Source organism: Citrobacter portucalensis (assembly GCF_002042885.1).
In the GTDB taxonomy this organism is placed as follows: Bacteria; Pseudomonadota; Gammaproteobacteria; order Enterobacterales; family Enterobacteriaceae; genus Citrobacter; species Citrobacter portucalensis.
Map to the genome: position 1 here is coordinate 84,378 of NZ_MVFY01000014.1, position 24,316 is coordinate 108,693.

A 24,316-nucleotide genomic window follows, 5' to 3' on the forward strand; every position below is an offset into this window, starting at 1 on the left:
ATGCACGCTTATCTTCACTGTCTTTCCCACTCCCCGCTGGTGGGCTATGTCGACCCGGCACAGGCTGTGCTCGACGAGGTTAACGGCGTGATCGCCAGCGCTCGGGCACGTATTGCGGCGTTCGAACCTGAACTGGTCGTGCTGTTTGCCCCCGATCACTACAACGGATTTTTCTACGACGTGATGCCGCCGTTCTGTTTAGGCGTTGGAGCTACGGCGATCGGCGATTTTGGTAGCGCGGCGGGGGAATTACCGGTGCCGACAGTTCTGGCTGAAGCCTGCGCCCACGCGGTAATGAAAAGCGGTATCGATCTCGCCGTGTCCTACAACATGCAGGTCGATCATGGCTTCGCGCAGCCGCTGGAGTTTTTGCTCGGCGGCCTGGATAAGGTGCCGGTGCTGCCAGTGTTTATTAACGGCGTCGCCACGCCGCTGCCGGGCTTTCAGCGTACCCGCATGCTCGGTGAAGCGATTGGCCGTTTCGCCAGCTCGCTGAATAAGCGCGTGCTGTTTTTAGGCTCCGGCGGGCTATCGCACCAGCCGCCGGTACCGGAGCTGGCGAAGGCTGATGCCCATATGCGTGACCGCCTGCTCGGCAGCGGCAAACAGTTACCTGAAAACGAGCGCGAGCTGCGTCAGCAGCGGGTGATCAGCGCCGCCGAGAAGTTTGTGGTCGATCAAAACACGCTACACCCGCTTAACCCCGTCTGGGATAACCGTTTTATGACCCTGCTTGAGCAGGGGCGTTTGCAGGAGCTGGACGCGGTCAGTAACGAAGAGCTGTCCGCGATGGCGGGCAAATCAACGCACGAAGTTAAAACCTGGGTTGCCGCCTTTGCCGCCATTTCTGCCTTTGGCAACTGGCGCAGCGAAGGCCGTTATTACCGCCCGATCCCGGAGTGGATCGCCGGATTCGGCTCCCTGAGCGCCACTACGCAGAACTAAAACAGAACTGAATATGCAGGAGAACATTATGACTTACCAACCGCAAACCGAAGCCGCTACCAGTCGTTTTCTGGAGGTGCAGGAAGCAGGCGAAACCCTACGCGTGCATTTCAATGACTGTGGGCAGGGCGAAGAGACCGTCGTGCTGCTGCACGGATCCGGTCCTGGCGCGACGGGCTGGGCAAACTTCAGCCGCAATATCGATCCGCTGGTACAGGCCGGATACCGGGTGATCCTGTTGGATTGTCCTGGCTGGGGCAAAAGCGATGGGATCGTTAACCGCGGTTCGCGATCCGATCTCAACGCCCGCATCCTGAAAAGCGTGGTCGATCAGTTGGATATTCAAAAAGTCCACCTGCTGGGTAACTCGATGGGCGGTCACAGTGCTGTGGCGTTTACCCTGAGCTGGCCGGAGCGCGTGGGCAAACTGGTGCTAATGGGCGGCGGAACGGGCGGCATGAGCCTGTTTACTCCGATGCCGACCGAAGGTATCAAGCGCCTGAATCAGCTTTATCGCGAGCCGACCATCGAGAATCTGAAGCTGATGATGGAGATCTTTGTCTTCGACACCAGCGACCTGACCGAGGCGTTGTTTGAGGCACGCCTGAATAACATGCTGTCGCGTCGCGATCACCTGGAAAACTTTGTCCAGAGCCTGGAGGCCAACCCGAAACAGTTCCCGGATTTCAGCCCGCGTCTGGGTGAAATCAAAGCTCAGACTCTGATTGTCTGGGGACGCAATGACCGCTTTGTACCGATGGATGCCGGTCTGCGCCTGCTCTCCGGGATTGCCGGTTCTGAGCTGCATATCTACCGCGACTGCGGGCACTGGGCGCAGTGGGAACATGCGGATGCCTTTAACCAACTGGTGCTGAACTTCCTCGCACGCCCTTAAGGAACGGACATGACGAATCGTAATCTTGAGCAGCTAGCCGCCGATTTACGTCAGGCTGAAGAAAAAGGGGAAGCCATCGCCCCGCTGCGTGAATTGATTGGTGTGGATAACGCCGAAGCGGCCTACGCCATTCAGCGCATCAACGTACAGTACGACGTGGCGCGAGGGCGTCGCGTGGTCGGGCGCAAAGTGGGGCTGACGCACCCGAAAGTGCAGCAGCAGCTGGGTGTCGATCAACCGGACTTCGGTACGCTGTTTGCTGATATGTGTTATGGCGATAACGAAACCATCCCGTTTTCCCGTGTTCTGCAACCGCGTATTGAAGCCGAAATTGCGCTGGTGCTGAACCGCGATCTGCCCAATACCGACACCACTTTTGACGAGCTTTACAACGCCATAGAGTGGGTACTTCCCGCGCTGGAAGTGGTCGGCAGCCGTATCCGCGACTGGTCGATCAAATTTGTTGATACCGTGGCGGATAACGCCTCCTGTGGCGTGTATGTGGTCGGCGGTCCGGCACAGCGTCCGGCAGGATTAGATCTGAAAAACTGCGCGATGAAAATGACGCGCAACAACGAAGAGGTCTCCAGCGGGCGCGGCAGCGAATGCCTGGGACATCCGATCAACGCCGCCGTTTGGCTGGCGCGCAAAATGGCCAGCCTCGGCGAGCCGCTGCGTGCGGGAGACATTATTCTCACCGGAGCGTTAGGCCCGATGGTGGCGGTGAATGCGGGCGATTGTTTTGAAGCCCATATCGACGGTATTGGTTCAGTCGCCGCCACCTTTTCAGCGGCGGTTACAAAAGGAAGTCAGTCATGAGTAAGCGTAAAGTCGCCATTATCGGCTCCGGCAACATCGGTACCGATTTGATGATAAAAATTCTGCGTCACGGCGTGCATCTGGAAATGGCGGTGATGGTCGGTATCGATCCAGAATCTGATGGCCTGGCGCGTGCCCGACGCATGGGCGTTGCCACCACCCATGAAGGGGTGAAAGGGCTTATCGACATGCCGGAATTCGCTGATATCGACATTGTGTTTGACGCCACCAGCGCAGGTGCGCATGTGAAGAACGATGCCGCGCTACGTGCCGTTAAACCAGGCATCCGCCTGATCGACCTGACGCCCGCGGCAATCGGTCCTTACTGCGTGCCGGTGGTGAATCTGGCAGCCAACGTTGATCAGCAGAACGTCAATATGGTGACCTGCGGCGGACAGGCGACCATCCCAATGGTGGCGGCAGTTTCTCGCGTGGCAAAAGTCCATTACGCCGAGATTATCGCCTCGATCGCCAGTAAATCGGCGGGGCCGGGTACCCGCGCCAATATCGACGAGTTTACCGAAACTACCTCGAAGGCGATTGAAGTGGTCGGCGGCGCGGCAAAAGGCAAAGCCATTATTGTCCTTAACCCGGCCGAGCCGCCGCTGATGATGCGTGACACGGTGTATGTGCTGAGCGAAGCGGCCTCTGAGGTTGAAGTTGAAGCGTCGATTAATGAGATGGCGGCGGCGGTGCAGGCCTACGTGCCGGGCTATCGCCTGAAACAGCGTGTCCAGTTTGAAGTCATCCCGGAAGATAAACCGGTGAATCTGCCGGGTATCGGCCAGTTCTCTGGGCTGAAAACTGCGGTGTATCTGGAAGTGGAAGGCGCGGCGCACTATTTACCAGCCTACGCGGGCAACCTCGACATTATGACCTCCAGCGCGCTGGCGACCGCTGAGAAGATGGCGCAGTCCCTCGCTCGTCAGGCAGGAGAAGCCGCATGAACAGTAAAAAACTCTATATCTCTGACGTGACCCTGCGCGACGGTATGCACGCTATTCGTCATCAATATTCGCTGGAGAATGTGCGCCAGATAGCCAAAGCGCTGGACGACGCACGGGTTGATTCTATTGAAGTGGCCCACGGCGACGGTTTACAAGGTTCCAGCTTCAACTACGGCTTTGGTGCGCACAGCGACCTGGAGTGGATTGAAGCGGCGGCGGACGTGGTGAAGCATGCCAAAATTGCCACGCTGTTGCTGCCGGGTATCGGCACTATTCATGACCTGAAAAATGCATATCAGGCCGGCGCACGGGTAGTGCGCGTGGCGACCCACTGCACTGAAGCGGATGTGTCGGCCCAGCATATTCAGTATGCGCGTGAGCTTGGCATGGATACCGTCGGTTTTCTGATGATGAGCCATATGACCACACCGGAGAACCTGGCACAGCAGGCGAAGCTGATGGAAAACTACGGCGCGACCTGTATTTATGTGGTCGATTCCGGCGGCGCAATGAACATGAGCGATATTCGCGCCCGCTTCCGCGCACTGAAAGCGGTGCTGAAGCCGGAAACAGAAACCGGAATGCATGCGCATCACAACCTGAGTCTTGGGGTGGCGAACTCGATTGCCGCAGTAGAAGAGGGGTGTGACCGTATCGACGCCAGCCTGGCCGGGATGGGCGCAGGCGCGGGCAACGCGCCATTGGAGGTATTTATCGCCGCTGCGGATAAGCTTGGTTGGCAGCACGGCACCGATCTCTATGCACTGATGGACGCCGCCGACGATTTAGTGCGTCCACTACAAGACCGCCCGGTGCGGGTGGATCGTGAAACGCTGGCGCTGGGCTATGCCGGGGTGTACTCCAGCTTCCTGCGTCATTGCGAAGTGGCGGCAGCACGTTATGACCTGAGCGCAGTAGATATTCTGGTGGAACTGGGCAAACGTCGGATGGTGGGCGGCCAGGAAGATATGATCGTCGACGTAGCGCTGGACCTGCGCAACCGCAAATAAAAAATGATTACGCGGCTGGCAACGTATCAGCCGCGATTCACCTGCATCGTGACCTCAGAGGGACATCTTATGACGACCCGTACCCCCGCATCTTACCGCCTGACGTTGACCGTTGGGCTTTGCTTTTTAGTTGCCCTGATGGAAGGGCTGGATTTACAGGCCGCCGGTATCGCTGCCGTCGGTATCGCCCACGCGTTTGCGCTGGATAAAATGCAGATGGGCTGGATCTTCAGTGCGGGCATTCTCGGGCTGCTGCCCGGCGCGCTGGTGGGCGGCATGCTGGCCGACCGCTATGGCCGCAAGCGTATTCTCATTGCCTCTGTGGCGCTGTTCGGCCTGTTCTCGCTGGCGACGGCGATTTCCTGGGATTTCTCATCGCTGGTGTTTGCCCGTCTGATGACCGGTGTCGGGCTGGGCGCGGCGTTGCCGAATCTGATCGCGCTGACTTCCGAGGCGGCGGGCCCGCGTTTTCGCGGTACGGCGGTGAGTCTGATGTACTGCGGTGTGCCGATCGGCGCGGCGCTGGCGGCGGCGCTTGGGTTTAGCGGCCTGGCCTCCGCCTGGCAAACGGTGTTCTGGGTTGGCGGGGTGATCCCGCTGCTGCTGGTGCCGCTGTTGATGCGCTGGCTGCCGGAATCTCAGGTTTATACCCAACAAAAGCAGGTGGCCGCCGCACCGCTGCGCGCCCTGTTTGCGCCAGCGACGGCGAGTGCCACGCTGCTGCTGTGGTTGTGCTATTTCTTCACCCTGCTGGTGGTGTATATGCTGATCAACTGGCTGCCGATGCTGCTGGTGGAGCAGGGCTTTCGACCATCGCAGGCGGCAGGCGTAATGTTTGCTCTGCAAATTGGCGCGGCCAGCGGCACGTTAATTCTCGGGGCGTTAATGGATAAACTGCGCCCGGTGGTGATGTCGCTGCTGATCTACACTGGGATGTTGGCTTCGCTGTTGGCGCTGGGTACGGTGTCGTCATTGAGCGGCATGCTAGTGGCGGGATTTGTGGCCGGGATGTTCGCCACCGGCGGGCAAAGCGTGTTGTATGCGCTGGCGCCGCTGTTTTACAGCACGCAGATCCGCGCCACAGGTGTGGGCACCGCCGTCGCAGTCGGGCGTCTGGGGGCGATGAGCGGCCCGCTGCTGGCAGGGAAAATGTTAGCGCTCGGTACCGGAACGGTAGGGGTGATGGCGGCTTCTGCGCCGGGCATTTTGCTGGCAGGCCTGGCGGTATTTATTCTGATGAGCCGCAAATCGCAGATGCCGATCCCGGCCAGCGGTGCTTAAGCACTCATCCGGTTATGTGAGTGGGGAGATTTGGTTCCTACTTCCGGGTGAACGCCGTCAGTCAACTGTGTTGCCAAAGTTTAGATAAAACATGGCAACGGAGGCGTTATGAGCTGGCGGCCCTTTTTGTATCTGATTATTAATCCCCACCCGCTATTAAGCGCCCGACGTGGTCATCTGCGTCTGGTGCAGGGTTGACTTTGCATTCTGTTAACAAACGCGGTATAACAAATCTTCTTTGGATGTTTAGATGTCCATACGTTTAGAAGGTTATATGCAAACAACACAACAAAATGCGCCACTGAAGCGCACAATGAAAACGCGTCACCTGATTATGCTTTCCTTGGGCGGCGTGATTGGCACAGGATTATTCTTCAATACCGGGTACATCATCTCCACCACTGGAGCGGCGGGAACGCTGCTGGCCTATCTGATTGGCGCGCTGGTGGTCTGGCTGGTTATGCAGTGTCTGGGCGAGCTGTCGGTCGCGATGCCGGAGACCGGGGCGTTTCACGTTTATGCCGCGCGCTATCTTGGTCCGGCTACCGGGTATACCGTGGCCTGGCTCTACTGGCTGACCTGGACTGTGGCGCTGGGTTCGAGCTTTACCGCCGCCGGATTCTGTATGCAGTACTGGTTTCCACAGGTGCCGGTATGGGTCTGGTGCGTGGTGTTCTGCGCGATTATTTTTGGTCTGAATGTTATCTCCACGCGCTTTTTTGCCGAAGGGGAGTTCTGGTTCTCCCTGGTCAAGGTGGTCACTATCATCGCCTTTATCATCCTCGGTGGGGCGGCGATTTTCGGCTTTATTCCGATGCAGGATGGCTCGCCCGCGCCGGGGCTGAGTAATATCACGGCGGAAGGCTGGTTCCCGCACGGTGGCTTACCGATTCTGATGACTATGGTTGCAGTGAACTTTGCTTTTTCGGGTACCGAGCTTATCGGCATTGCCGCCGGTGAAACGGAAAACCCGCGCAAAGTTATCCCGGTAGCGATTCGTACTACCATCGCGCGACTGATTATTTTCTTTATCGGCACCGTGTTTGTATTGGCGGCGCTGATCCCGATGCAGCAGGCGGGCGTGGAGAAAAGCCCGTTTGTGCTGGTGTTTGAGAAAGTAGGGATCCCGTACGCCGCTGATATTTTTAACTTCGTGATCCTGACGGCTATTCTTTCTGCAGCGAACTCCGGGTTATATGCCTCCGGGCGCATGCTGTGGTCGCTGTCGAATGAACGTACGCTACCGGCCTGTTTTGCGCGAGTAACGAAAAACGGCGTGCCACTGACGGCGCTGTCGGTCAGTATGCTCGGTGGTGTGCTGGCGCTGTTTTCTAGCGTGGTGGCCCCGGACACGGTATTTGTTGCGCTGTCGGCAATCTCCGGGTTTGCGGTGGTGGCGGTGTGGCTGAGTATCTGCGCCTCGCATTTTGTTTTTCGTCGCCGTCATCTGCAACAAGGTAAGGCATTGAGTGAATTACATTATCGCGCGCCGTGGTATCCGCTGGTGCCAGTATTAGGTTTTGTGCTGTGCCTGGTGGCCTGTGTAGGGCTGGCATTCGATCCAGCGCAGAGAATTGCGTTGTGGTGCGGGTTACCGTTTGTTGCGTTGTGCTATGGTGCTTATTTCCTTACTCAACCCCGAAACGCAAAACAGGAGCCAGAACATGTCGCAGAATAATCCGTTACGCGCTCTCCTTGATAAACAGGATATCCTGCTGCTGGATGGCGCGATGGCGACGGAGCTGGAAGCGCGAGGGTGTAACTTAGCCGACAGCCTGTGGTCAGCCAAAGTGCTGGTAGAAAACCCGGAGCTTATCCGCGAAGTGCATCTTGATTACTACCGGGCGGGGGCGCAATGCGCGATCACTGCCAGCTATCAGGCGACGCCGGCGGGCTTCGCCGCGCGAGGTCTGGATGAATCGCAGTCGAAAGCGCTGATTGGCAAAAGCGTGGAGCTGGCGCGTAAAGCCCGTGAAGCGTATCTGGCAGAGAACCCGCAGGCGGGAACGCTTCTGGTGGCGGGATCCGTCGGGCCTTACGGCGCGTATCTGGCGGATGGCTCTGAATACCGTGGCGATTATCATTGTAGCGTTGAGGCATTTCAGGCGTTTCATCGCCCGCGCGTGGAAGCCTTGCTGGATGCCGGGGCCGATCTGCTGGCCTGCGAAACCCTGCCGAATTTTGCCGAGATTGAGGCGTTGGCTGAGCTGTTGACCGCATATCCGCGTGCGCGGGCGTGGTTCTCATTTACCCTGCGCGACAGCGAGCACCTGAGCGACGGTACGCTGCTGCGTGACGTGGTTGCGTTGCTGGCGGGTTATCCGCAGGTGGTGGCGCTAGGCATTAACTGTATTGCGCTGGAAAACACCACCGCTGCGTTGCAGCATTTACACGGTTTAACGGCGCTGCCGCTGGTGGTGTATCCGAACTCGGGCGAGCATTACGATGCCGTGAGCAAAACCTGGCATCATCACGATGAACATTGCGCGCAGCTGGCGGATTATCTGCCGCAGTGGCAGGCCGCTGGCGCACGATTAATTGGCGGGTGCTGTCGCACCACGCCTGCGGATATCGCCGCGTTAAAAGCGCGCAGCTGAGAGTTTATCGGGTCTACAGTGAATGATGTGGCGATACGGCTGGATTGTTGATCAGATATAGGGTGCATTGATGTAAAATTAAAGAAGGGACTCCAATGGAGTCCCTTTATTCAAAATGCAATAAACATACTTAGCAACACAGGAATACATAAAATCCACAGCACTGCTTCAATTTTAAATCCTAGTGTTAATTTGCAAGGCAAGCCTCTTATTAAATTATAACCCTCTATGCTCATGCCATAATTAGAAATTTTATTATATTTGAAAATTAAAGTCTCCATAATAAACGCGACTTTAGTCAAATATAATCCTGGTGTGGTAAATAGACTTGCATTTTTACATATTATTGCTGTAACAGGTAATGGTCCGATTTCCTTTTCATAGATATCAACAATTTTTTTATATGCTATTTTGTTGTAAAAATAAAAGGTTGTTATTAATAATCCATTAAGCATTAAAGCAAAGCTAATGATAATTTTTATATCATCTTTATTTTGAATGAAAAAAGTTTTCATAGATAATATGATCTCCTACATAATTACCTAATTTTTCACCAGCGTCCTCGCCATATTTTTCTGCAATCTTACCTGACGTAATAGTAACACCGACCCCTGTAACAAAACACAGAGTAGCACCGACACCGCCTGCTTCTATAGTAGAAATCCCTAATACCCAGGTACAAAGCGCAGTCGCAGCACGCCCGGCAACAGCTCCTGCCAGTATACTACTGCCCTGTTTTAATCCAAACTTACTATATTCTGTTATCGCCGCTTTTTTACAAGCACTTTCACGACCTTTTGAACAAGCGTCATAAACGTTTGATGTATATCCGGAAAAATCTAAACCTATGCCAACAAAACCAACTGTTTTCATTAGATTCATTAGTTTTGCCGAGCGCTCAATATATGTAGCATAACCTTCAATGTTATCTATTCCAGTTTTATCCCATTTATACATAATTGAACTTGTAGATAAACCTAATGCTTTTTTAATACTATCATATTCTTCTAAATTAAGCTGGGTTTTTGAAAATTTGTTTAAAACAGCATCTAGGTTTTTAAACAGTCTTGCTCGTTGACCAAAGAACTCTTCCCCAGATATAATTCCTTTGTTATGACTGTACGTATCTTTATATAACTCCTGAATTTCAATTAATATTTGTTTTATTTCTCCGTAATAACTTTTACCTATCTCACTAATATATCCAAAACCATCTCCAGCATTTCCTAAATAATCACCGAAAAGTTGATATGAAAATGCATCCACGGCTCCTCTGTTATCATGCAATAACTTTGCATCCTGCAAGGTAAGTGGGGCCAGAGCTTTATCAATTCGATCACGCGCTTTTTGCAATGTTTCAATCTGTTGCTGATCTTGCTTTTCAGGATCAACAACAATCAGAATTGAACCAGGTTGTTTTTTCATATCAGGGTTCAGTTTGTGATACAGCTCTCTCGTACCCTCAGGGGGGTTAACGAAAATATACGGCTCATATGTTGATGGTTTTGACTCATAGGGCAATACACAAAATCCCCCATCGACAGGCTCACGAGGCGGTTTATCCTCTTCACCCGGACAATATGGTCCAGGTGCCATCGTGAGCGGTTTTGGCGCGTTCTGCGGCGCTACAGAGACCACTCTGTTTGTGACTGGCTTAGGTGCGGAGAGAACTTCACTCTCATAGAAATAAGTGACATTTGAAATTGAGTTAATAAATCTGCATTTGCAGGGGCATGTGCCAACGCTATGTGCTGTTCCGGCAGCTTGAACACCATGTATAAAATAACCCGGTTGTCCTCCTACTATGTGGTAGAGTTTTTTATCTTTACCGCATATATAGCTATCGCCATGTCGTGCCGTTGGCTGTCCGTCGAGTATATGATTAGTACAACCTGTTAAAATAGTACCGCCGCAGGTTGTTTTATCACCGACCCTTAAAAAATATGCAATTCCCATACAATTCTCATTTTAATAAACTTAAACTTTCCGGATTACAAAAAATCCAGTCATTTTTCCATGTTGCCATATAAACACAATCTTCGATTTTATTCGATTCTTTGAATTGCATATTATTATAAGCGATTAGACTTTGTTATTTTAAATAGTCATTATGATAATTACATTGCGATTGAGTATGACTTAGAAAATCAGGGAATCTTTTCTTCCACATTTGATGAAATCTATCTGTAACTTTTTCAGGTATTTTTAGGATAGGCAATTTTTCATTTTCACTGAAACTGCTAAAGGTATATTTGACGGGGATTACAACTTGAGCTAAATGATAACCATGATATATAATATTGCATTGTTTATCAGCCCATAATCCTGCACTCAACAGCAGATAATAATCATCGCTATTTTTGATGGTTTTATTGTTTTTTACCATTTCCCCAATGTTAAAATCATTCAGTGCATATACGCTCCACTTTTCATTAAATTTTTTCTCTAGGTAAACAGAGTAAATTGATGCTTCCATCTTTGAATAAAAGATTAAAATCCCCTCGATACTTCGATCGTATCTCCTCCACAACGGTTCTAACATTTTTTCGTTTTTATGTGTTATTTTGTTGTATATCCCGCTGACACGACCCAATACCCATAATTCGTGCTCACTTATATATTGAGTGATTTGGTTTTCTTCCTGGTAAAAATACATTTTTGAATCTCTCTCATCCGTTGAAAACGTGATGACATACTATTTTCTCTGTAAAAGTTGTGCGGCTGATCGCATAAGTAATAAAAAAGCCTGAATCCAATTAAGGATGATTCAGGCTTGGAATAATTAAGTTTATATGTATTTACTTAATAAATATTTTATAAGGATTTTTCCTTCTCTATAATCAAATTAATTTTATCTGGTCCGTTGTTTGATCGTAGCCCGGCACAAATTATGCCGCATCCGCCAGAACAAACATGCCGTACGGATGGATTTCAAGATAATACTGCTCGCCGACGTCCGGTTGCAGACGCGTAGCGTTGACCTGCAATAATATCTCCTGCCCGTGCCATTCCACCGTCACTTCATACTGCGGCCCCATATAGGCGACATGGCGGATAACGCAGCGCTGGCTCTCCTCGCCGCGATCGCTGAGCGTGATCGCTTCCGGGCGCACACCGACCATCCCTTCGCCCTGTGTACCAAAGTGCAGCGGGCGCGGCAGATGATAGCCGTAGATATCAACGTATCCGTCGCTGAAGGTTGCCGGGAACAGGTTGGCATCGCCCATAAAGCTCGCCATAAAGCGGGAGGCGGGCTGGCGGTAAAGATCCTGCGGTGAGCCGATCTGCATGATGTGTCCTTTGTTCATCACCAGCACGGTATCAGAAACCGCAAAGGCTTCGCTCTGATCGTGGGTGACGTACAGCGAGGTGATATCAAACTGCTTTTGCAGCTCGCGGATCTTGTCGCGCATGCTGCGACGCAGGTTGGCGTCGAGGTTACTCAACGGCTCATCAAACAGCAGCACTTTCGGCTTGAGGATCAGCGCGCGGGCCAGCGCCACGCGCTGCTGCTGCCCGCCGGAGATCTGATCGACAAAGCGGTCTTCGAATCCTTCCAGATCCACCATCGCCAACGCCTCTTTGACGCGGGCTTTCAGCTCTGCGCGCGGTACGCCGAGCATTTTCAGGCCATAACCGACATTCTCTCCCAGCGACATATGCGGGAACAGGGCATAGGACTGAAACACCATACAGATATCGCGCTGCTGAATAGAGCGATGGGTGACGTCTTCGCCATCAATGAAAATTTGCCCTTCGCTCGGTTTTTCCAGCCCGGCAACCAGGCGCAAAATAGTGGTTTTGCCGCAGCCGGACGGGCCGAGCAGCGTCACCATTTGCCCCTGCGGGATGGTGAGGTTGATATTGTCGATTACCGTATTACTGCCAAATCGTTTAGTGACGTTGCGCAGTTCAACGAAATTTTTCTGAGTCATAGTGCGCTCCATTACGCCTGGTTTTTGGCTTTTGAACGGGAGGTGCGTGATTCACCGATCAGCCAGTCAAAGATGAAAATAATCGCCAGCATCACCACGATCAGAATGGAACCGTAGGCAATCGCTACACCGTATTCGCCATCTTCCACGCGGTTGAGGATGTAGGCCGTCGCTACGCGGGTATCCGGCGTGACGAGGAACACGATGGCGCTAACGGTGGTAATGGCGCGCACAAAGCTGTAAATCAGCGCCGAGAGGATCGCCGGGCGCAGCAGCGGCAGTAGGATGTGCGTAATGGTACGCAGGGAACCGGCGCGCAGGCTGAGTGAGGCTTCATCCAGTGATTTATCGATTTGGCCTAAGCCCGCGATACCCGCCCGGATACCGACCGGGACGTTACGCATCACCATTGAGATAATGACAATCGCCGCCGTACCAGTGAGGTACACCGGGGCGCTGTTAAAGGCCAGAATGTACGATACGCCCGCGACGGTGCCCGGAACGGCAAAGCACAGCATGGTGGTGAACTCGATGGTCTTCTTGCCTTTAAACTGCTGGCGCACCACGATCCATGCGATCAGCAGGCCGAAGATCGCGGTAATTGGCGCGGCAATCCCGGCGTAGAGCAGGGTGTCGAGCAGTGAAGGCCACGCGCCGTCGCTCATCCCCTGACCGAACAGTTTGGTAAAGTTCGCCAGCGTCAGGGTGTAGTCCACGCCCCAGTTGACGGTGAAACTGCCGTAGAAAATGCTGCCGTAGAGCAGGGCGTTAAAGGCAATCCACACTGCCAGCAGCGCGACCACACTCCATACCAGCGTTACCGGCAACGGCTGTACGTCGCCCCGGTAGGATTTGCCGGAAACGGTGACGTATGAGCGTTTACCAATCCACATATACTGCACGCAGAACACCAGCAGCGAAAACAGCAGCAGGAAGGCACCCAGCGTACTGGCGGCCTGGTAGTCAAGCTGCGAACCGGTGATGTAGAAGTAGATTTGCGTTGCCAGCACGTCGAAGTTTCCGCCGAGCACCAGCGGGTTACTAAAGTCGGCCAGTGACTGCACGACCACAATCAAAAAAGCGTTAGCCAGTGCGGGTTTCAGCAGCGGGACAAACACGCCGTTAAAGGTCTGCCAGCGGCTGGCACGCAGGGTGTATGACGCTTCTTCCAGCGACGGATGAATGGTTTTGATTGCTCCGTCGAGGATCATAAACGCCATCGGCGTAAAGGCCAGAACCTGCGCCAGCCAGATGCCGGTAAAGCCATACAGCCAGTTGGTGTTGGTTAAACCAAACCATTCGACCATAAACTCGGTGATGTAACCGGAGCGTCCCATCATCAGCGTGACGCCTAAACCGACGACAAACGGCGGAGTGACGATCGGCAAAATCGAGAAGATACGTCCGATTATGGCGCTGCGTCTGGCGATACGGGTGGTGTAGATAGCCAGTACCAGACCAAAGAAGGTACAGCCGACGCCGACGGCAATCGACAGCATAATCGAGTTGAGGATCACCTGAATGATATGTGCCTGCGACAGCACATTCATAAACGCCAGCGGGGCAAATTCCCCGGCGTCGTTGGTGAACATCGGAATGAAAATGGCGATGCTTGGCCAGACGATAAAAATACCGATCAGCGCGACAATCGCGGTAAGCGAGCCTATGACGAAACGGTCACCGCCCAGCCATTCGAGGCGGGTGAGCGCCAGGGTCATGATTGCGCCAAGCGCCACAAACAGCACGATGGTGGCATAGCCTAAGCCGCGCCCCTCAAGGGTGGCGCTGGCGACAATAAAAGCCATACAGAAAAATGCCCAACCCGCGTCAAGATAATGGCGGCTGCGCTGTTCGCGCCTGGCTTCATGGAATGGGCGCACCAGCAGCAGGCTTGGCAGCAGATACCACAGCCAACTGATATTGAACTGCGACCAGCCGTAGGCGGCGAGTATTTCTTCCCGCGTTGACTCCAGCAGACCGTAGTCCAGGCTCCAGCTCGGCAGCAGGGCAAACGCCAGCCAGCCGAGCAAAACCCAAAGAAATATCGCATCCCGTTTTTTCACGGGATGGAGTGCAAGTGTGTGTGACATAGCGTTTCCGGTAATGTAGGCCGGGTAAGGCGTTTAGACCGCACCCGGCAAATGAACGCAACGTGGGCTTATTTACCCATCTTAACTTCGCTAACCCACTTATTGATCAACGCCTTACGTACGTCAGTCGAACCGTACTTATCCATGTCGTAATTGATAAGCTTCAGGTCGTCGAGCTTCAGCGAGTTAGGAGAGGTCTCGGCAGTGGTGTTGGTCAGGATCTGATAGGATTTGCCTTTCTTCCACGCCAGCTCCTGCGCGTCTTTCGACAGTACCCAGTCAACGAACAGTTTGGCGTTGTCGACGTTGCGCGCACCTTTCAGGATGCTGACGCCGCCGATTTCATAGCCGGTGCCTTCGCATGGAGAAATCAGCTCCAGCGGTGCGCCCTGTTCTTTTTCCAGCGAATAGTCGTGCAGGAAGCCGATGCCGATAGCCGTTTCGCCGCGGGCGGCGTTACGCGCCGGGGCAATGCCGGATTTGGTGTATTGAGAGACGTTGGCGTTGAGCTGTTTCAGGTAATCAAAGGCCTGATCTTCACCCCACAGTTGAGCAAAGGTCGCCAGCGCGGTGTAGGCGGTGCCGGAGCTTTGCGGGTCAGCAATCTGGATTTCGCCCTTGTATTCAGGTTTGGTCAGATCCTTCCAGCATTTTGGCACCGGCAGGTTTTTCTCTTTCAGGCGCTGGGTATTAACGCCAAAGCCCAGAATACCGACGTAAACCGCCGAAGAGAGATTACCTTTGACCTTCGCGGGATCGCGGAATTTCTCCATGATCTGTTCGAGGTTTGGTGATTTATACGGCTGCAGCAGACCCATTTCACCGGCCTGGGATTGCGGATCCAGCGTACCGCCGTACCATACATCCGCCTGCGGGTTTTTCTTCTCTGCATCCACTTTCGCCAGCGTACTGCCCGAACCGTTGCGAATGAATGAGGTTTTCACATCATATTTTTCACCGAAGGCTTTGGTTTCGGTTTCGCACATCTCGTTGGTGGCGCTGCAATACACCACCAGACGGCCCTGCGCCTGGGCTGCGTTGCTGAAGGCCGCCAGCGTCAGAGCGGAAGCAATCAGGGTAGAGGTAAGCGTCAGTTTCATTGTTTTATCCTTTGACTGAGAGAAGGGGTAATGCCCGCAATGAGCAACGGCATCAGCAATAAACCCATAAAGACAGCGGCAACCGAGAGCAAACTGAACATTCCCGACCAGCCGTAATGTTCTATGACCAACGACAGCGGCCAACCCGCCAGCGCGGCCCCCAGATAGGCGAACAGCCCGAGAAAACCGGTAATTGAACCTGCCGCCGCTTTGTGTCCGCATTCAACGGCTGCGAGGCCAATCAACATCTGCGGGCCAAAAACGAAAAAGCCCACGGTAAAGAAACACACTGCCAGTAGCGCGTAGTGGTGCACTGGTGCCAGCCACAGTGCGGCGACGGAAACCATCAGCCCCAGCGTGAACAGCAAAATCATCGGCGCACGCTGACCGCTGAACAGCAGATCCGATCCCCATCCGGCAAACAGCGCCCCCAGCAAGCCGCCAACTTCAAACAGCATCACCGTGGCATTGGCGCTGAGCAGATTTACGCCGTGGCTTTCCGTCAGCCAGATGTTGCCCCAGTCGTTGAGCGCAATGCGGATCAAATAGACCAATACGTACGACACGCCGAGCAGCCAGATCATCGGGTTTTTCAGCATAGTAGTGCGCAACATTTGCCACAGCCCCATCGGCGGGCTTTGCTGCTCCTGACGTAGCTCCAGCGGGTCATGCCGCCATTCCCCAACCGTGGGTAATCCTTCTTCCTGGGGCGTACCTTTCAATTGCAGGGTGAGCCAGATTCCCAGTGCCATACTGATTATCCCCGGTGCCAGCATGGCTGCCTGCCAGCCCCACCAGTGGGCGGCAAAAGCGCTAATTAGCGGGATAATGGCGCCACCGATGTTGATTGACATATTCCAGCAGCCCCACCAGAAGCCACGTTCATTGCGCGAGTACCAGTGGGTCAGTAGTCGGGCACAGGGTGGCCAGCCCCAGCCCTGAAAAAATCCGTTCAGCGTCCAGACCACCAGCAGCAGCGTCAGCGATTCACCAAAGGCGAACAGCACGTTTAAAACGCCGGTGGCAAACAGACCAATACCCATAAACGCGCGTTGTCCGTGGCTGTCGTGCCACAGCCCGGCGGTGAATTTCGACAGACCATAGGTCAGATAAAACAGTGACCCAAGCAAGCCGATATCGCCTTTATCCAGACCCAGATCCGTTTGCAGCGCCGGGAGGACATAGTTAACGCTTTTGCGCGTCAGATAAAACGCGGCGTAACCAATTACCATACACATCAGCAGCCGGGGGCGTAGCGCCCGGTATTGTTGGTCTGTTTCGCTGGCTGAGCGTGTATGCATGGCAGTCTCCGTTTGTGCTGACTATAGGAAAGTGAAAGCAAAAGGGGATGAGAGAAAGTCCGCAGTGACTAAGACTTTTTCCTGGTTAGCTGCTGGTTTGTTGCAAATTTGTGGGCAGGTTAACAATTACTCGCGTGCCGTTGTTTGATTCGAGCGTCAGTTCACCGCCAAGGGCGCTCACCCGCTCACGCATCCCCTGGATACCGAAACCGGGAATTTTTTCTGGCAGAATACCAACGCCGTTGTCAGCGACGTCCAGAAACAAGCAATGTTCCCGCTGGCGCAGCGTAATCGACACATCGCTGGCATCGGCATGTTTACAGACGTTATTGAGTAACTCCTGCAACAGGCGATACAGCGTGAAGCGCACCGTTTCGTTTTCTGGCGTATTTTCTAGCTGATAATCAAAGCGGCAGCGAATACCCCGTTCAGCAAAAGCAAATTCATTCACCAGATGATGTAGTGCATCTTTAAAAGACAGTTCATCGAGCGCGGGGGGGCGCAGTTGGCGCAGCAACTGACGGGTGGAGTGATGAATACGCCGGGCCAGGTCGTTGATTTGATTCGCAACCTCAAGCGTTTGCTCACGACCCGGTGCGCGTTTGACCAGTTGCGACTGAATTTGAATGGCGGTGATGTTCTGACCAATTTCGTCGTGCAGTTCCCGCGCCAGGCTTTTGCGCGTGTTTTCTTCGGTGCGGATCAGCTGTTCGGTCAGCGCGCGACGCGCCGCCAGTTCGGTTTCCAGACGCTGGCGATAATGGTGCAGGTTTTGCGCCAGATGCTGCTGGCGGCTGATGGCGATCCCCAGCCCTATACCCAGCAGAGCCTGGGTGGCGAGGAAAATCTCCAGCTCCAGTAAGTTACTGAACCCGACACCGATTTGCCGGGCGATGGTGATCATCATACTGCCGAGCAATCCGGACAACACGCCGCCCTGCCAGCCAAATTTCCACGCCATCACCACGTTCGGTAAGAACACCACGATCAGCAACAGGCGCTCGATCTCCGGCGACAGTACCATCTGAGTACCGATGCCAATAATAAAAAACAGGCTACACCAGATGATAAGCGAAGTGCGCAGCGGGGGATTGGTGGTATCCAGCCCGAGCAGATGATAGCGGTGCTGCTGGCGCAGAAATTCATAGATCAGATAAACAAACGGCGTCAGCAACACGCCGCCGGTAAACGACGCCAGACCAATCAGCGTTGCCGGGCTCTGGATAAACGGTGAAAGCAGGGCTGTATTGAGCAATGAGGTGAGCGTTACGGCGGCCAGCAGCAGCGTTAAGCGTTGCCAGTAAAGGGGAAAGCGGTGCCAGTATGACTGGCCGATGCTTGCTGGAATCAGGCTAATTAACGGAGCAGCCAGCAGGATATAGCCATTCAGTAATTGCTCGCTGTGCAGCCAGAACAACATCAGCACCGGCGGCAGCACCAGCGCGGGCCAGTAACGGCGAGAAAGCAGGATTAACAGCGCGAGATAGACGCCATGTGGCAGGAACAATGCCGCCTGCTGGCCGTTGTGGGTCAGATAAAACCCCAGCGTCCACAGCATCAGCCAGCCCGATCCCCAGGCCAGCAGAATAAACAGAGAAATAACCCAATGCCGAAGGCTACGCGACATTAATGCCCCGTCAATAGTTGGTGGTCGAGGGCAAAATGCACCAGATCGATGGTGCTGTGGCATTGCAGTTTGCCCAGCACGTTCGCCCGATGAACGTGCACCGTCTTGTGGCTGAGGTCGAGCTTGAAGGCGATCTCTTTTACGCTGTCACCTTTAACCAACAGATCAAACACTTCACGCTCGCGCGGGGTCAGAACCTCCAGGACCTGCGCGGGCTGCTCGCCGCCGCGTAGTGCACGCAGCGCATCGGCGCACAGGTAATGGCCGCCCATGCCTACTGAGCGTACAGCCTGCACCAGTTCTTCCGGGCCGCAGCGTTTGGTCAGGTAACCGCTGGCGCCTGCGTCCAGCGCGCTTTGCACAAACGTGGGCGAGTCATAAATGCTGAGAATAATGGCGCGAAAACCGGGCTTCTGCGCCCGCAGTCGTTTTAACAGGCTCAGGCCATTTTCATCCGGCATGGCGATATCCATTACCGCGACGCTGACATCATCATGCAGAAGTGCAGGCCAGGCCTCCGCCGCGCTGCTGTACTGACCGGTAACGTTCAGATCGTCTTCGAGACTGAGTAATTGCGCAAAGCCGGAACGCACCACCACATGGTCATCCACCAGCACAACATGAATCATGATATTGCTCTCTTGCTGACAATGGCCTCTATGATGCCTGCCAGCGCCGCGCTGGCAATCATCGTGGCGCGGATATGTAACGAATGTAACAAAATCGCAATAATTTACAGCGAGTGTAGGCCTGATAAGCGCAGCGCATCAGGCATTGATTGCCGGATGGCGGCGCAAGCGCCTTATCCGGCCTACGTTCTGTAATGAGCGAAATAGCTAACTATTGCCGCTTTTTTTCTAAAAACGCTTTGTTCTTAGCCAGAATTTTTAATTCCTTTATCAAAATGTGCCGCAACGAAATACTGCCTCCATAACAAGACAGGGGAGCAGACAATCATGGCTATTTCATCGCGTAACGCACTTCTTGCCGCACTGGCATTCATCGCATTTCAGGCGCAGGCGGTGAACGTCACCGTTGCTTATCAGACCTCCGCCGAACCTGCCAAAGTGGCGCAGGCGGACAACACGTTTGCCAAAGAGAGCGGGGCGACCGTTGACTGGCGCAAATTCGACAGCGGGGCGAGCATCGTTCGTGCGCTGGCGTCCGGCGACGTGCAGATCGGTAATCTTGGCTCCAGCCCGCTGGCGGTCGCTGCCAGTCAGCAGGTGCCTATTGAGGTTTTCCTGCTGGCATCAAAGCTTGGCAATTCTGAGGCGCTGGTGGTGAAGAAAAACATCAGTAAACCGGAAGATTTGATTGGCAAACGCATTGCCGTGCCGTTTATTTCCACCACCCATTACAGCCTGCTGGCGGCGTTGAAACATTGGGGGATTAAACCCGGCCAGGTGGAGATTGTGAACCTGCAACCACCGGCGATTATTGCCGCATGGCAGCGCGGAGATATTGATGGTGCATATGTCTGGGCACCTGCGGTCAACGCGTTGGAAAAAGACGGAAAGGTGTTAACCGACTCCTCGCAGGTTGGCGAGTGGGGGGCACCGACGCTGGACGTGTGGGTGGTGCGCAAAGATTTTGCCGAGAAGCATCCTGAGGTGGTGAAAGCCTTTGCCAAAAGCGCTATCGATGCCCAGCAGCCTTATATCGCTAATCCTGATGAATGGCTGAAGCAGCCGGAGAATATCAGCAAACTGTCGCGTTTGAGCGGCGTACCGGAGGCGGATGTTCCGGGGCTGGTGAAAGGTAACACTTACCTGACACCGCAACAGCAAACCGCTGAGCTAACCGGCCCGGTGAACAAAGCGATTATCGACACCGCGCAGTTCCTTAAAGAGCAGGGCAAAGTCCCCGCTGTCGCGACAGATTACAGCCAGTACGTGACCGATCGCTTCGTGCAATAAATAAGGAGGCGATGATGCTGCAAATCTCTCATCTTGCCGCCAGCTACGGTGGAAAACCGGCGCTGGAGGATATCAACCTGACGCTCGATAGCGGTGAACTGCTGGTGGTACTCGGGCCTTCCGGTTGTGGGAAAACCACGTTGTTAAATCTGATTGCTGGGTTTGTGCCGTATCAGCATGGCAGCATCACGCTGGCGGGTAACAGGGTTGATGGTCCGGGGGCAGATCGCGGGGTCGTGTTCCAGAACGAAGGTCTGCTGCCCTGGCGTAACGTCCAGGACAACGTGGCTTTTGGTCTGCAGCTGGCGGGCGTGGACAAGCCGCAGCGTCAGCGTATTGCTCTGGAGATGTTGCAGAAAGTCGGGCTGGAGGGCGCGGGAAAACGCTTTATCTGGCAACTTTCCGGTGGACAACGTCAGCGCGTCGGCATTGCCCGGGCGCTGGCGGCCAACCCGCAGCTGTTGCTGCTGGATGAACCCTTTGGTGCGCTCGACGCCTTTACCCGCGAGCAGATGCAAACCCTGCTGCTGAAGCTGTGGCATGAGACTGGCAAACAGGTGCTGCTGATTACCCACGATATTGAAGAAGCGGTGTTTATGGCGACAGAACTGGTATTGCTGTCCCAAGGACCAGGCCGGGTACTGGAACGTCTGCCGCTCAATTTCGCCCGTCGCTTTGTGGCCGGAGAGTCGAGCCGCAGCATTAAGTCCGATCCGCAGTTTATCGCCATGCGCGAGTACGTGTTAGGTCGGGTCTTTGAACAACGGGAGGCATTCTCATGAGCGTGGTGATTAATGATAAACCCCGTCGCCAGCGGGTGCTGAACTGGCGCTGGCCGTTCTCGCGGCAGATTACCTTAAGCCTTGGTACGTTGGCCGTCATTCTGGCGGTGTGGTGGACGGTGGCGGCGCTGCAGTTAATCAGTCCGCTGTTTTTACCGCCGCCGGGACAGGTTTTACAAAAGCTGATCGTCATTGCCGGGCCGCAAGGGTTTATGGATGCCACGCTGTGGCAGCATCTGGCTGCGAGTCTGACGCGTATTGTTATCGCGCTGCTGGCGGCAGTGCTGCTGGGCGTTCCGGTTGGGATCTCGATGGGGCTGAGTCCGACAATGCGCGGCATTCTCGATCCGATCATTGAACTGTATCGTCCGGTTCCTCCCCTGGCCTATTTACCGCTGATGGTCATTTGGTTTGGCATCGGTGAAACCTCCAAGATCCTGCTGATCTATCTGGCGATTTTCGCCCCTGTGGCGATGTCGGCGTTGGCGGGGGTGAAAAGTGCGCAGCAGGTGAGAGTGCGCGCCGCGCAGTCGCTGGGGGCCAGCCGTGCGCAGGTGCTGTGGTTTGTGATTTTACCGGGTGCCTTGCCGGAAATTCTTACCGGGTTGCGTATTGGACTGGGCGTGGGGTGGTCGACGCTGGTGGCAGCTGAACTGATCGCTGCCACGCGAGGGTTAGGATTTATGGTGCAGTCAGCCGGTGAGTTTCTGGCAACGGATGTGGTGCTGGCAGGGATCGCGGTCATTGCCGTTATCGCATTTATTTTAGAGCTGGGTCTGCGCGCGCTTCAGCGTCGCCTGACGCCCTGGCATGGAGAAGTACAATGAGTGAACGTCTGAGCATTACCCCGCTGGGGCCGTACATTGGCGCACAAATCACTGGTGCGGATTTGACGCGTCCGCTGAGCGATAATCAGTTTGAACAGCTTTATCATGCGGTACTGCGCCACCAGGTGGTGTTTCTGCGGCAGCAGGTGATTACGCCACAACAGCAGCGGGCACTGGCGCTGCGTTTCGGCGATCTGCATATTCACCCTGTCTATCCACATGCCGAAGGGGTAGAGGAAATTATCGTGCTGGATACCCATAACGATAATACGCCGGATAACGACAACTGGCACACCGATGTCACCTTTATCGACACGCCGCCTGCCGGGGCGATTCTGGCAGCAAAAGAGCTGCCATCGGCCGGGGGAGACACTCTATGGACCAGCGGAATTGCTGCTTATGAGGCATTGTCTGAGCCGTTTCGTCAGTTGCTGAGTGGCCTGCGGGCAGAGCATGATTTCCGTAAATCGTTCCAGGAATATAAATACCGCAAGACACCAGAGGAGCATCAGCGCTGGCTGGATGCGGTGGCGAAACATCCGCCATTGCTACATCCGGTGGTGCGGACCCATCCGGTAAGCGGTAAACAGGCACTGTTTGTGAATGAGGGATTTACTACGCGAATTGTCGATGTGACGGAAAAAGAGAGCGAGGCGTTACTAAGCTTTTTATTCGCCCATATCACCAAACCGGAGTTTCAGGTGCGCTGGCGCTGGCAGCCCAACGATGTGGCGATTTGGGATAATCGCGTCACGCAACATTATGCCAATGCGGATTATCTGCCGCAGCGGCGTATTATGCACCGGGCGACGATCCTCGGGGATCAGCCTTTTTATCGGGCGGGGTGATTGTTGGTGGGATTTTACTTATCGGGCCTGGAACTGTCGGCCCGATAAGGCGAAGTCGCCATTCGGCAACAAAGTGGTTAGCGCAGGATTTTTTTCTCAGCCAGATCCAGTGCGAAGTAACTGAAGATCAGATCCGCGCCAGCGCGTTTGATCGAGCCTAAGCTTTCCAGAACCACTTTCTCTTCATCTATTGCACCTGCCATCGCCGCGAATTTGATCATCGCGTATTCACCGCTGACCTGATAAGCGCCAATCGGCAGCTCGGTGCGCTCGCGGATATCACGCAGAATATCGAGATACGCGCCAGCGGGTTTCACCATCAGGCAGTCTGCGCCCTGGGCTTCATCCAGCAGCGATTCGCGAATCGCTTCACGGCGATTCATCGGGTTCATTTGATACGTTTTACGATCGCCTTTCAGCGCCGTGCCTGCGGCTTCACGGAACGGGCCGTAGAAAGAAGAGGCAAACTTGGTGGAGTAGGACATGATCGCAGTATCGGTGAATCCCGCGGCGTCCAGCGCCTGGCGAATCGCCTGTACCTGGCCGTCCATTGCGGCGGAAGGGGCGATGAAATCTGCGCCCGCTGCGGCGGCAACAACTGCCTGTTTGCCGAGGTTGGCAAGGGTTAAATCGTTATCAACGCCGTGATCGCATAACACGCCGCAGTGACCATGCGAGGTGTATTCACAGAAACAGGTGTCGGACATGACGATCATTTCTGGTACGGTCTGCTTACAGATACGCGACATGCGCGCCACCAGACCGTCTTCTCTCCAGGCATCGCTGCCGGTCTCATCGGTGTGATGAGAAATCCCGAAGGTCATGACCGAGCGGATGCCTGCATTAGCAATACGTTCGATTTCGCGCGCCAGGTGTTTCTCTGGAATGCGCATCACGCCGGGCATGGCGTCGATAGCTTTGTAATCGTCGAGTTCTTCTTCAACAAAGATCGGCAACACCAGGTCATTTAAGCTGAGTGTTGTCTCTTCAAACATAGCGCGCAGCGCAGGGGATTTGCGCAGGCGACGAGGGCGTTGGATTAGGTCTGTCATGGTATGCCTGATGTTTGTGGAATCGAAGGCCGTAGTATACCCGAACCTGAGGGCGAGGGGTTTACGAAAGTTGGCGTTATGCCGAGGTTATGTTGATGTTACCAATGCTTGGTATTATGTGTTATCTCTATTTTTGCAATTATGACTATTTTAAATAGTGATTAGTTTTATGGTGAATTTAGTTTAATTTAATTTTTAATTAAGTGGCGAGATTTAACGGTATTTATTTGCTGACGTTTGATTTTTAAGCTAATCATAATTTCAATATATTGTTTCGCCAATGGTTTTACATGTAACCGTCTAAAATAAAAATGATTTTTACGTTTATTTGCTGTTTCGAA

22 protein-coding genes are annotated in these 24,316 nt (G+C 54.0%); 12 read left to right on the plus strand and 10 right to left on the minus strand.

Features of this window, described 5'->3' with window-relative positions; genetic code table 11:
• From mhpB to mmuM, 8 genes are all read left to right on the plus strand, one after another.
• Window positions 1-945 (plus strand): 2,3-dihydroxyphenylpropionate/2,3-dihydroxicinnamic acid 1,2-dioxygenase, encoded by a 945-nt coding sequence (gene mhpB, locus BZK40_RS19025; protein WP_008783876.1) that lies wholly within the window; start codon window positions 1-3, stop codon window positions 943-945.
• Between the two features lie 28 nt (window positions 946-973).
• The gene (gene mhpC, locus BZK40_RS19030; protein WP_079935123.1) at window positions 974-1,840 is read left to right on the plus strand and encodes a 2-hydroxy-6-oxonona-2,4-dienedioate hydrolase; all 867 of its coding nucleotides are present in this window, start codon (window positions 974-976) and stop codon (window positions 1,838-1,840) included.
• Between the two features lie 9 nt (window positions 1,841-1,849).
• Window positions 1,850-2,659: a 2-keto-4-pentenoate hydratase gene (mhpD, locus tag BZK40_RS19035; RefSeq protein WP_003830923.1), complete on the plus strand. Its 810-nt coding sequence runs from the start codon at window positions 1,850-1,852 to the stop codon at window positions 2,657-2,659.
• A complete protein-coding gene (mhpF, locus tag BZK40_RS19040; protein WP_008783879.1) occupies window positions 2,656-3,606 on the plus strand; it encodes an acetaldehyde dehydrogenase in 951 nt (316 codons plus the stop codon). Before mhpD ends, mhpF begins: the two co-directional genes overlap by 4 nt.
• Window positions 3,603-4,616, plus strand: coding sequence for a 4-hydroxy-2-oxovalerate aldolase (gene mhpE / locus BZK40_RS19045; RefSeq protein WP_079935124.1), 1,014 nt, complete (start codon window positions 3,603-3,605; stop codon window positions 4,614-4,616). Before mhpF ends, mhpE begins: the two co-directional genes overlap by 4 nt.
• Window positions 4,617-4,685: 69 nt before the next feature.
• A complete protein-coding gene (gene mhpT / locus BZK40_RS19050) occupies window positions 4,686-5,897 on the plus strand; it encodes a 3-(3-hydroxy-phenyl)propionate transporter MhpT (RefSeq protein ID WP_079935125.1) in 1,212 nt (403 codons plus the stop codon).
• 274 nt (window positions 5,898-6,171) lie between these two features.
• Complete coding sequence (gene mmuP, locus BZK40_RS19055) at window positions 6,172-7,575, plus strand: S-methylmethionine permease (protein WP_001373486.1); 1,404 nt, start codon at window positions 6,172-6,174, stop codon at window positions 7,573-7,575.
• Window positions 7,562-8,494, plus strand: a complete 933-nt coding sequence (mmuM, locus tag BZK40_RS19060; protein WP_079935126.1) for a homocysteine S-methyltransferase — start codon at window positions 7,562-7,564, stop codon at window positions 8,492-8,494. Before mmuP ends, mmuM begins: the two co-directional genes overlap by 14 nt.
• Before the next feature lie 110 nt (window positions 8,495-8,604).
• Here mmuM and BZK40_RS19065 read toward each other — a convergent pair whose 3' ends face one another.
• From BZK40_RS19065 to BZK40_RS19105, 9 genes are all read right to left on the minus strand, one after another.
• Window positions 8,605-9,009, minus strand: coding sequence for a hypothetical protein (locus BZK40_RS19065; protein ID WP_008783884.1), 405 nt, complete (start codon window positions 9,007-9,009; stop codon window positions 8,605-8,607).
• A complete protein-coding gene (locus tag BZK40_RS19070; RefSeq protein ID WP_139762117.1) occupies window positions 8,984-10,450 on the minus strand; it encodes a PAAR domain-containing protein in 1,467 nt (488 codons plus the stop codon). Before BZK40_RS19070 ends, BZK40_RS19065 begins: the two co-directional genes overlap by 26 nt.
• Window positions 10,451-10,586: 136 nt before the next feature.
• Complete coding sequence (locus BZK40_RS19075) at window positions 10,587-11,150, minus strand: hypothetical protein (RefSeq protein ID WP_079935127.1); 564 nt, start codon at window positions 11,148-11,150, stop codon at window positions 10,587-10,589.
• A gap of 232 nt (window positions 11,151-11,382) precedes the next feature.
• Complete coding sequence (fbpC, locus tag BZK40_RS19080; RefSeq protein WP_000192349.1) at window positions 11,383-12,429, minus strand: ferric ABC transporter ATP-binding protein; 1,047 nt, start codon at window positions 12,427-12,429, stop codon at window positions 11,383-11,385.
• Window positions 12,430-12,440: 11 nt separating this feature from the next.
• Window positions 12,441-14,519 carry an ABC transporter permease gene (locus tag BZK40_RS19085; RefSeq protein WP_008783887.1) on the minus strand — a complete coding sequence of 693 codons (2,079 nt, stop codon included), beginning with the start codon at window positions 14,517-14,519 and terminating at the stop codon, window positions 12,441-12,443.
• 68 nt (window positions 14,520-14,587) lie between these two features.
• Window positions 14,588-15,619, minus strand: a complete 1,032-nt coding sequence (locus tag BZK40_RS19090) for an ABC transporter substrate-binding protein (protein WP_003830932.1) — start codon at window positions 15,617-15,619, stop codon at window positions 14,588-14,590.
• Window positions 15,616-16,920 carry an MFS transporter family glucose-6-phosphate receptor UhpC gene (gene uhpC, locus BZK40_RS19095; RefSeq protein WP_003830933.1) on the minus strand — a complete coding sequence of 435 codons (1,305 nt, stop codon included), beginning with the start codon at window positions 16,918-16,920 and terminating at the stop codon, window positions 15,616-15,618. Before uhpC ends, BZK40_RS19090 begins: the two co-directional genes overlap by 4 nt.
• A gap of 85 nt (window positions 16,921-17,005) precedes the next feature.
• Entirely contained in the window at window positions 17,006-18,547 is a 1,542-nt protein-coding gene (locus BZK40_RS19100; RefSeq protein ID WP_079935128.1) for an MASE1 domain-containing sensor histidine kinase, read from the minus strand.
• Complete coding sequence (locus BZK40_RS19105) at window positions 18,547-19,176, minus strand: response regulator transcription factor (RefSeq protein WP_008783889.1); 630 nt, start codon at window positions 19,174-19,176, stop codon at window positions 18,547-18,549. The genes BZK40_RS19100 and BZK40_RS19105 overlap by 1 nt, the downstream gene beginning before the upstream one ends.
• 327 nt (window positions 19,177-19,503) lie before the next feature.
• Between BZK40_RS19105 and tauA the strand changes: the two genes are divergently transcribed.
• Genes tauA through tauD form a run of 4 tightly spaced genes read left to right on the plus strand, consistent with a single transcriptional unit; the run spans window position 19,504 to window position 22,923 of the window.
• Window positions 19,504-20,466 (plus strand): taurine ABC transporter substrate-binding protein, encoded by a 963-nt coding sequence (gene tauA, locus BZK40_RS19115; protein WP_003830936.1) that lies wholly within the window; start codon window positions 19,504-19,506, stop codon window positions 20,464-20,466.
• A 14-nt stretch (window positions 20,467-20,480) separates the two neighbouring features.
• Window positions 20,481-21,248: a taurine ABC transporter ATP-binding subunit gene (gene tauB / locus BZK40_RS19120; RefSeq protein WP_008783891.1), complete on the plus strand. Its 768-nt coding sequence runs from the start codon at window positions 20,481-20,483 to the stop codon at window positions 21,246-21,248.
• Window positions 21,245-22,075: a taurine ABC transporter permease TauC gene (gene tauC / locus BZK40_RS19125; RefSeq protein WP_079935129.1), complete on the plus strand. Its 831-nt coding sequence runs from the start codon at window positions 21,245-21,247 to the stop codon at window positions 22,073-22,075. The genes tauB and tauC overlap by 4 nt, the downstream gene beginning before the upstream one ends.
• Window positions 22,072-22,923, plus strand: coding sequence for a taurine dioxygenase (gene tauD / locus BZK40_RS19130; protein WP_079935130.1), 852 nt, complete (start codon window positions 22,072-22,074; stop codon window positions 22,921-22,923). Before tauC ends, tauD begins: the two co-directional genes overlap by 4 nt.
• Window positions 22,924-23,000: 77 nt before the next feature.
• Here tauD and hemB read toward each other — a convergent pair whose 3' ends face one another.
• Window positions 23,001-23,975 (minus strand): porphobilinogen synthase, encoded by a 975-nt coding sequence (hemB, locus tag BZK40_RS19135; protein WP_079935131.1) that lies wholly within the window; start codon window positions 23,973-23,975, stop codon window positions 23,001-23,003.
• Between the last annotated feature and the right edge of the window lie 341 nt (window positions 23,976-24,316).

What these genes read in the sequence shown, in the direction of transcription:
- tauC (WP_079935129.1), top strand. Translation starts at nt 21,245, where the DNA reads ATGAGCGTGGTGATTAATGATAAACCCCGTCGCCAGCGGGTGCTGAAC.
- hemB (WP_079935131.1), bottom strand. Translation starts at nt 23,975, where the DNA reads ATGACAGACCTAATCCAACGCCCTCGTCGCCTGCGCAAATCCCCTGCG.
- BZK40_RS19085 (WP_008783887.1), bottom strand. Translation starts at nt 14,519, where the DNA reads ATGTCACACACACTTGCACTCCATCCCGTGAAAAAACGGGATGCGATA.
- mhpF (WP_008783879.1), top strand. Translation starts at nt 2,656, where the DNA reads ATGAGTAAGCGTAAAGTCGCCATTATCGGCTCCGGCAACATCGGTACC.
- BZK40_RS19100 (WP_079935128.1), bottom strand. Translation starts at nt 18,547, where the DNA reads ATGTCGCGTAGCCTTCGGCATTGGGTTATTTCTCTGTTTATTCTGCTG.
- mhpB (WP_008783876.1), top strand. Translation starts at nt 1, where the DNA reads ATGCACGCTTATCTTCACTGTCTTTCCCACTCCCCGCTGGTGGGCTAT.
- fbpC (WP_000192349.1), bottom strand. Translation starts at nt 12,429, where the DNA reads ATGACTCAGAAAAATTTCGTTGAACTGCGCAACGTCACTAAACGATTT.
- uhpC (WP_003830933.1), bottom strand. Translation starts at nt 16,920, where the DNA reads ATGCATACACGCTCAGCCAGCGAAACAGACCAACAATACCGGGCGCTA.
- BZK40_RS19070 (WP_139762117.1), bottom strand. Translation starts at nt 10,450, where the DNA reads ATGGGAATTGCATATTTTTTAAGGGTCGGTGATAAAACAACCTGCGGC.
- mhpC (WP_079935123.1), top strand. Translation starts at nt 974, where the DNA reads ATGACTTACCAACCGCAAACCGAAGCCGCTACCAGTCGTTTTCTGGAG.
- mmuP (WP_001373486.1), top strand. Translation starts at nt 6,172, where the DNA reads ATGCAAACAACACAACAAAATGCGCCACTGAAGCGCACAATGAAAACG.
- mhpE (WP_079935124.1), top strand. Translation starts at nt 3,603, where the DNA reads ATGAACAGTAAAAAACTCTATATCTCTGACGTGACCCTGCGCGACGGT.
- tauB (WP_008783891.1), top strand. Translation starts at nt 20,481, where the DNA reads ATGCTGCAAATCTCTCATCTTGCCGCCAGCTACGGTGGAAAACCGGCG.
- BZK40_RS19105 (WP_008783889.1), bottom strand. Translation starts at nt 19,176, where the DNA reads ATGATTCATGTTGTGCTGGTGGATGACCATGTGGTGGTGCGTTCCGGC.
- mhpT (WP_079935125.1), top strand. Translation starts at nt 4,686, where the DNA reads ATGACGACCCGTACCCCCGCATCTTACCGCCTGACGTTGACCGTTGGG.
- BZK40_RS19075 (WP_079935127.1), bottom strand. Translation starts at nt 11,150, where the DNA reads ATGTATTTTTACCAGGAAGAAAACCAAATCACTCAATATATAAGTGAG.
- mmuM (WP_079935126.1), top strand. Translation starts at nt 7,562, where the DNA reads ATGTCGCAGAATAATCCGTTACGCGCTCTCCTTGATAAACAGGATATC.
- BZK40_RS19090 (WP_003830932.1), bottom strand. Translation starts at nt 15,619, where the DNA reads ATGAAACTGACGCTTACCTCTACCCTGATTGCTTCCGCTCTGACGCTG.
- tauD (WP_079935130.1), top strand. Translation starts at nt 22,072, where the DNA reads ATGAGTGAACGTCTGAGCATTACCCCGCTGGGGCCGTACATTGGCGCA.
- tauA (WP_003830936.1), top strand. Translation starts at nt 19,504, where the DNA reads ATGGCTATTTCATCGCGTAACGCACTTCTTGCCGCACTGGCATTCATC.
- BZK40_RS19065 (WP_008783884.1), bottom strand. Translation starts at nt 9,009, where the DNA reads ATGAAAACTTTTTTCATTCAAAATAAAGATGATATAAAAATTATCATT.
- mhpD (WP_003830923.1), top strand. Translation starts at nt 1,850, where the DNA reads ATGACGAATCGTAATCTTGAGCAGCTAGCCGCCGATTTACGTCAGGCT.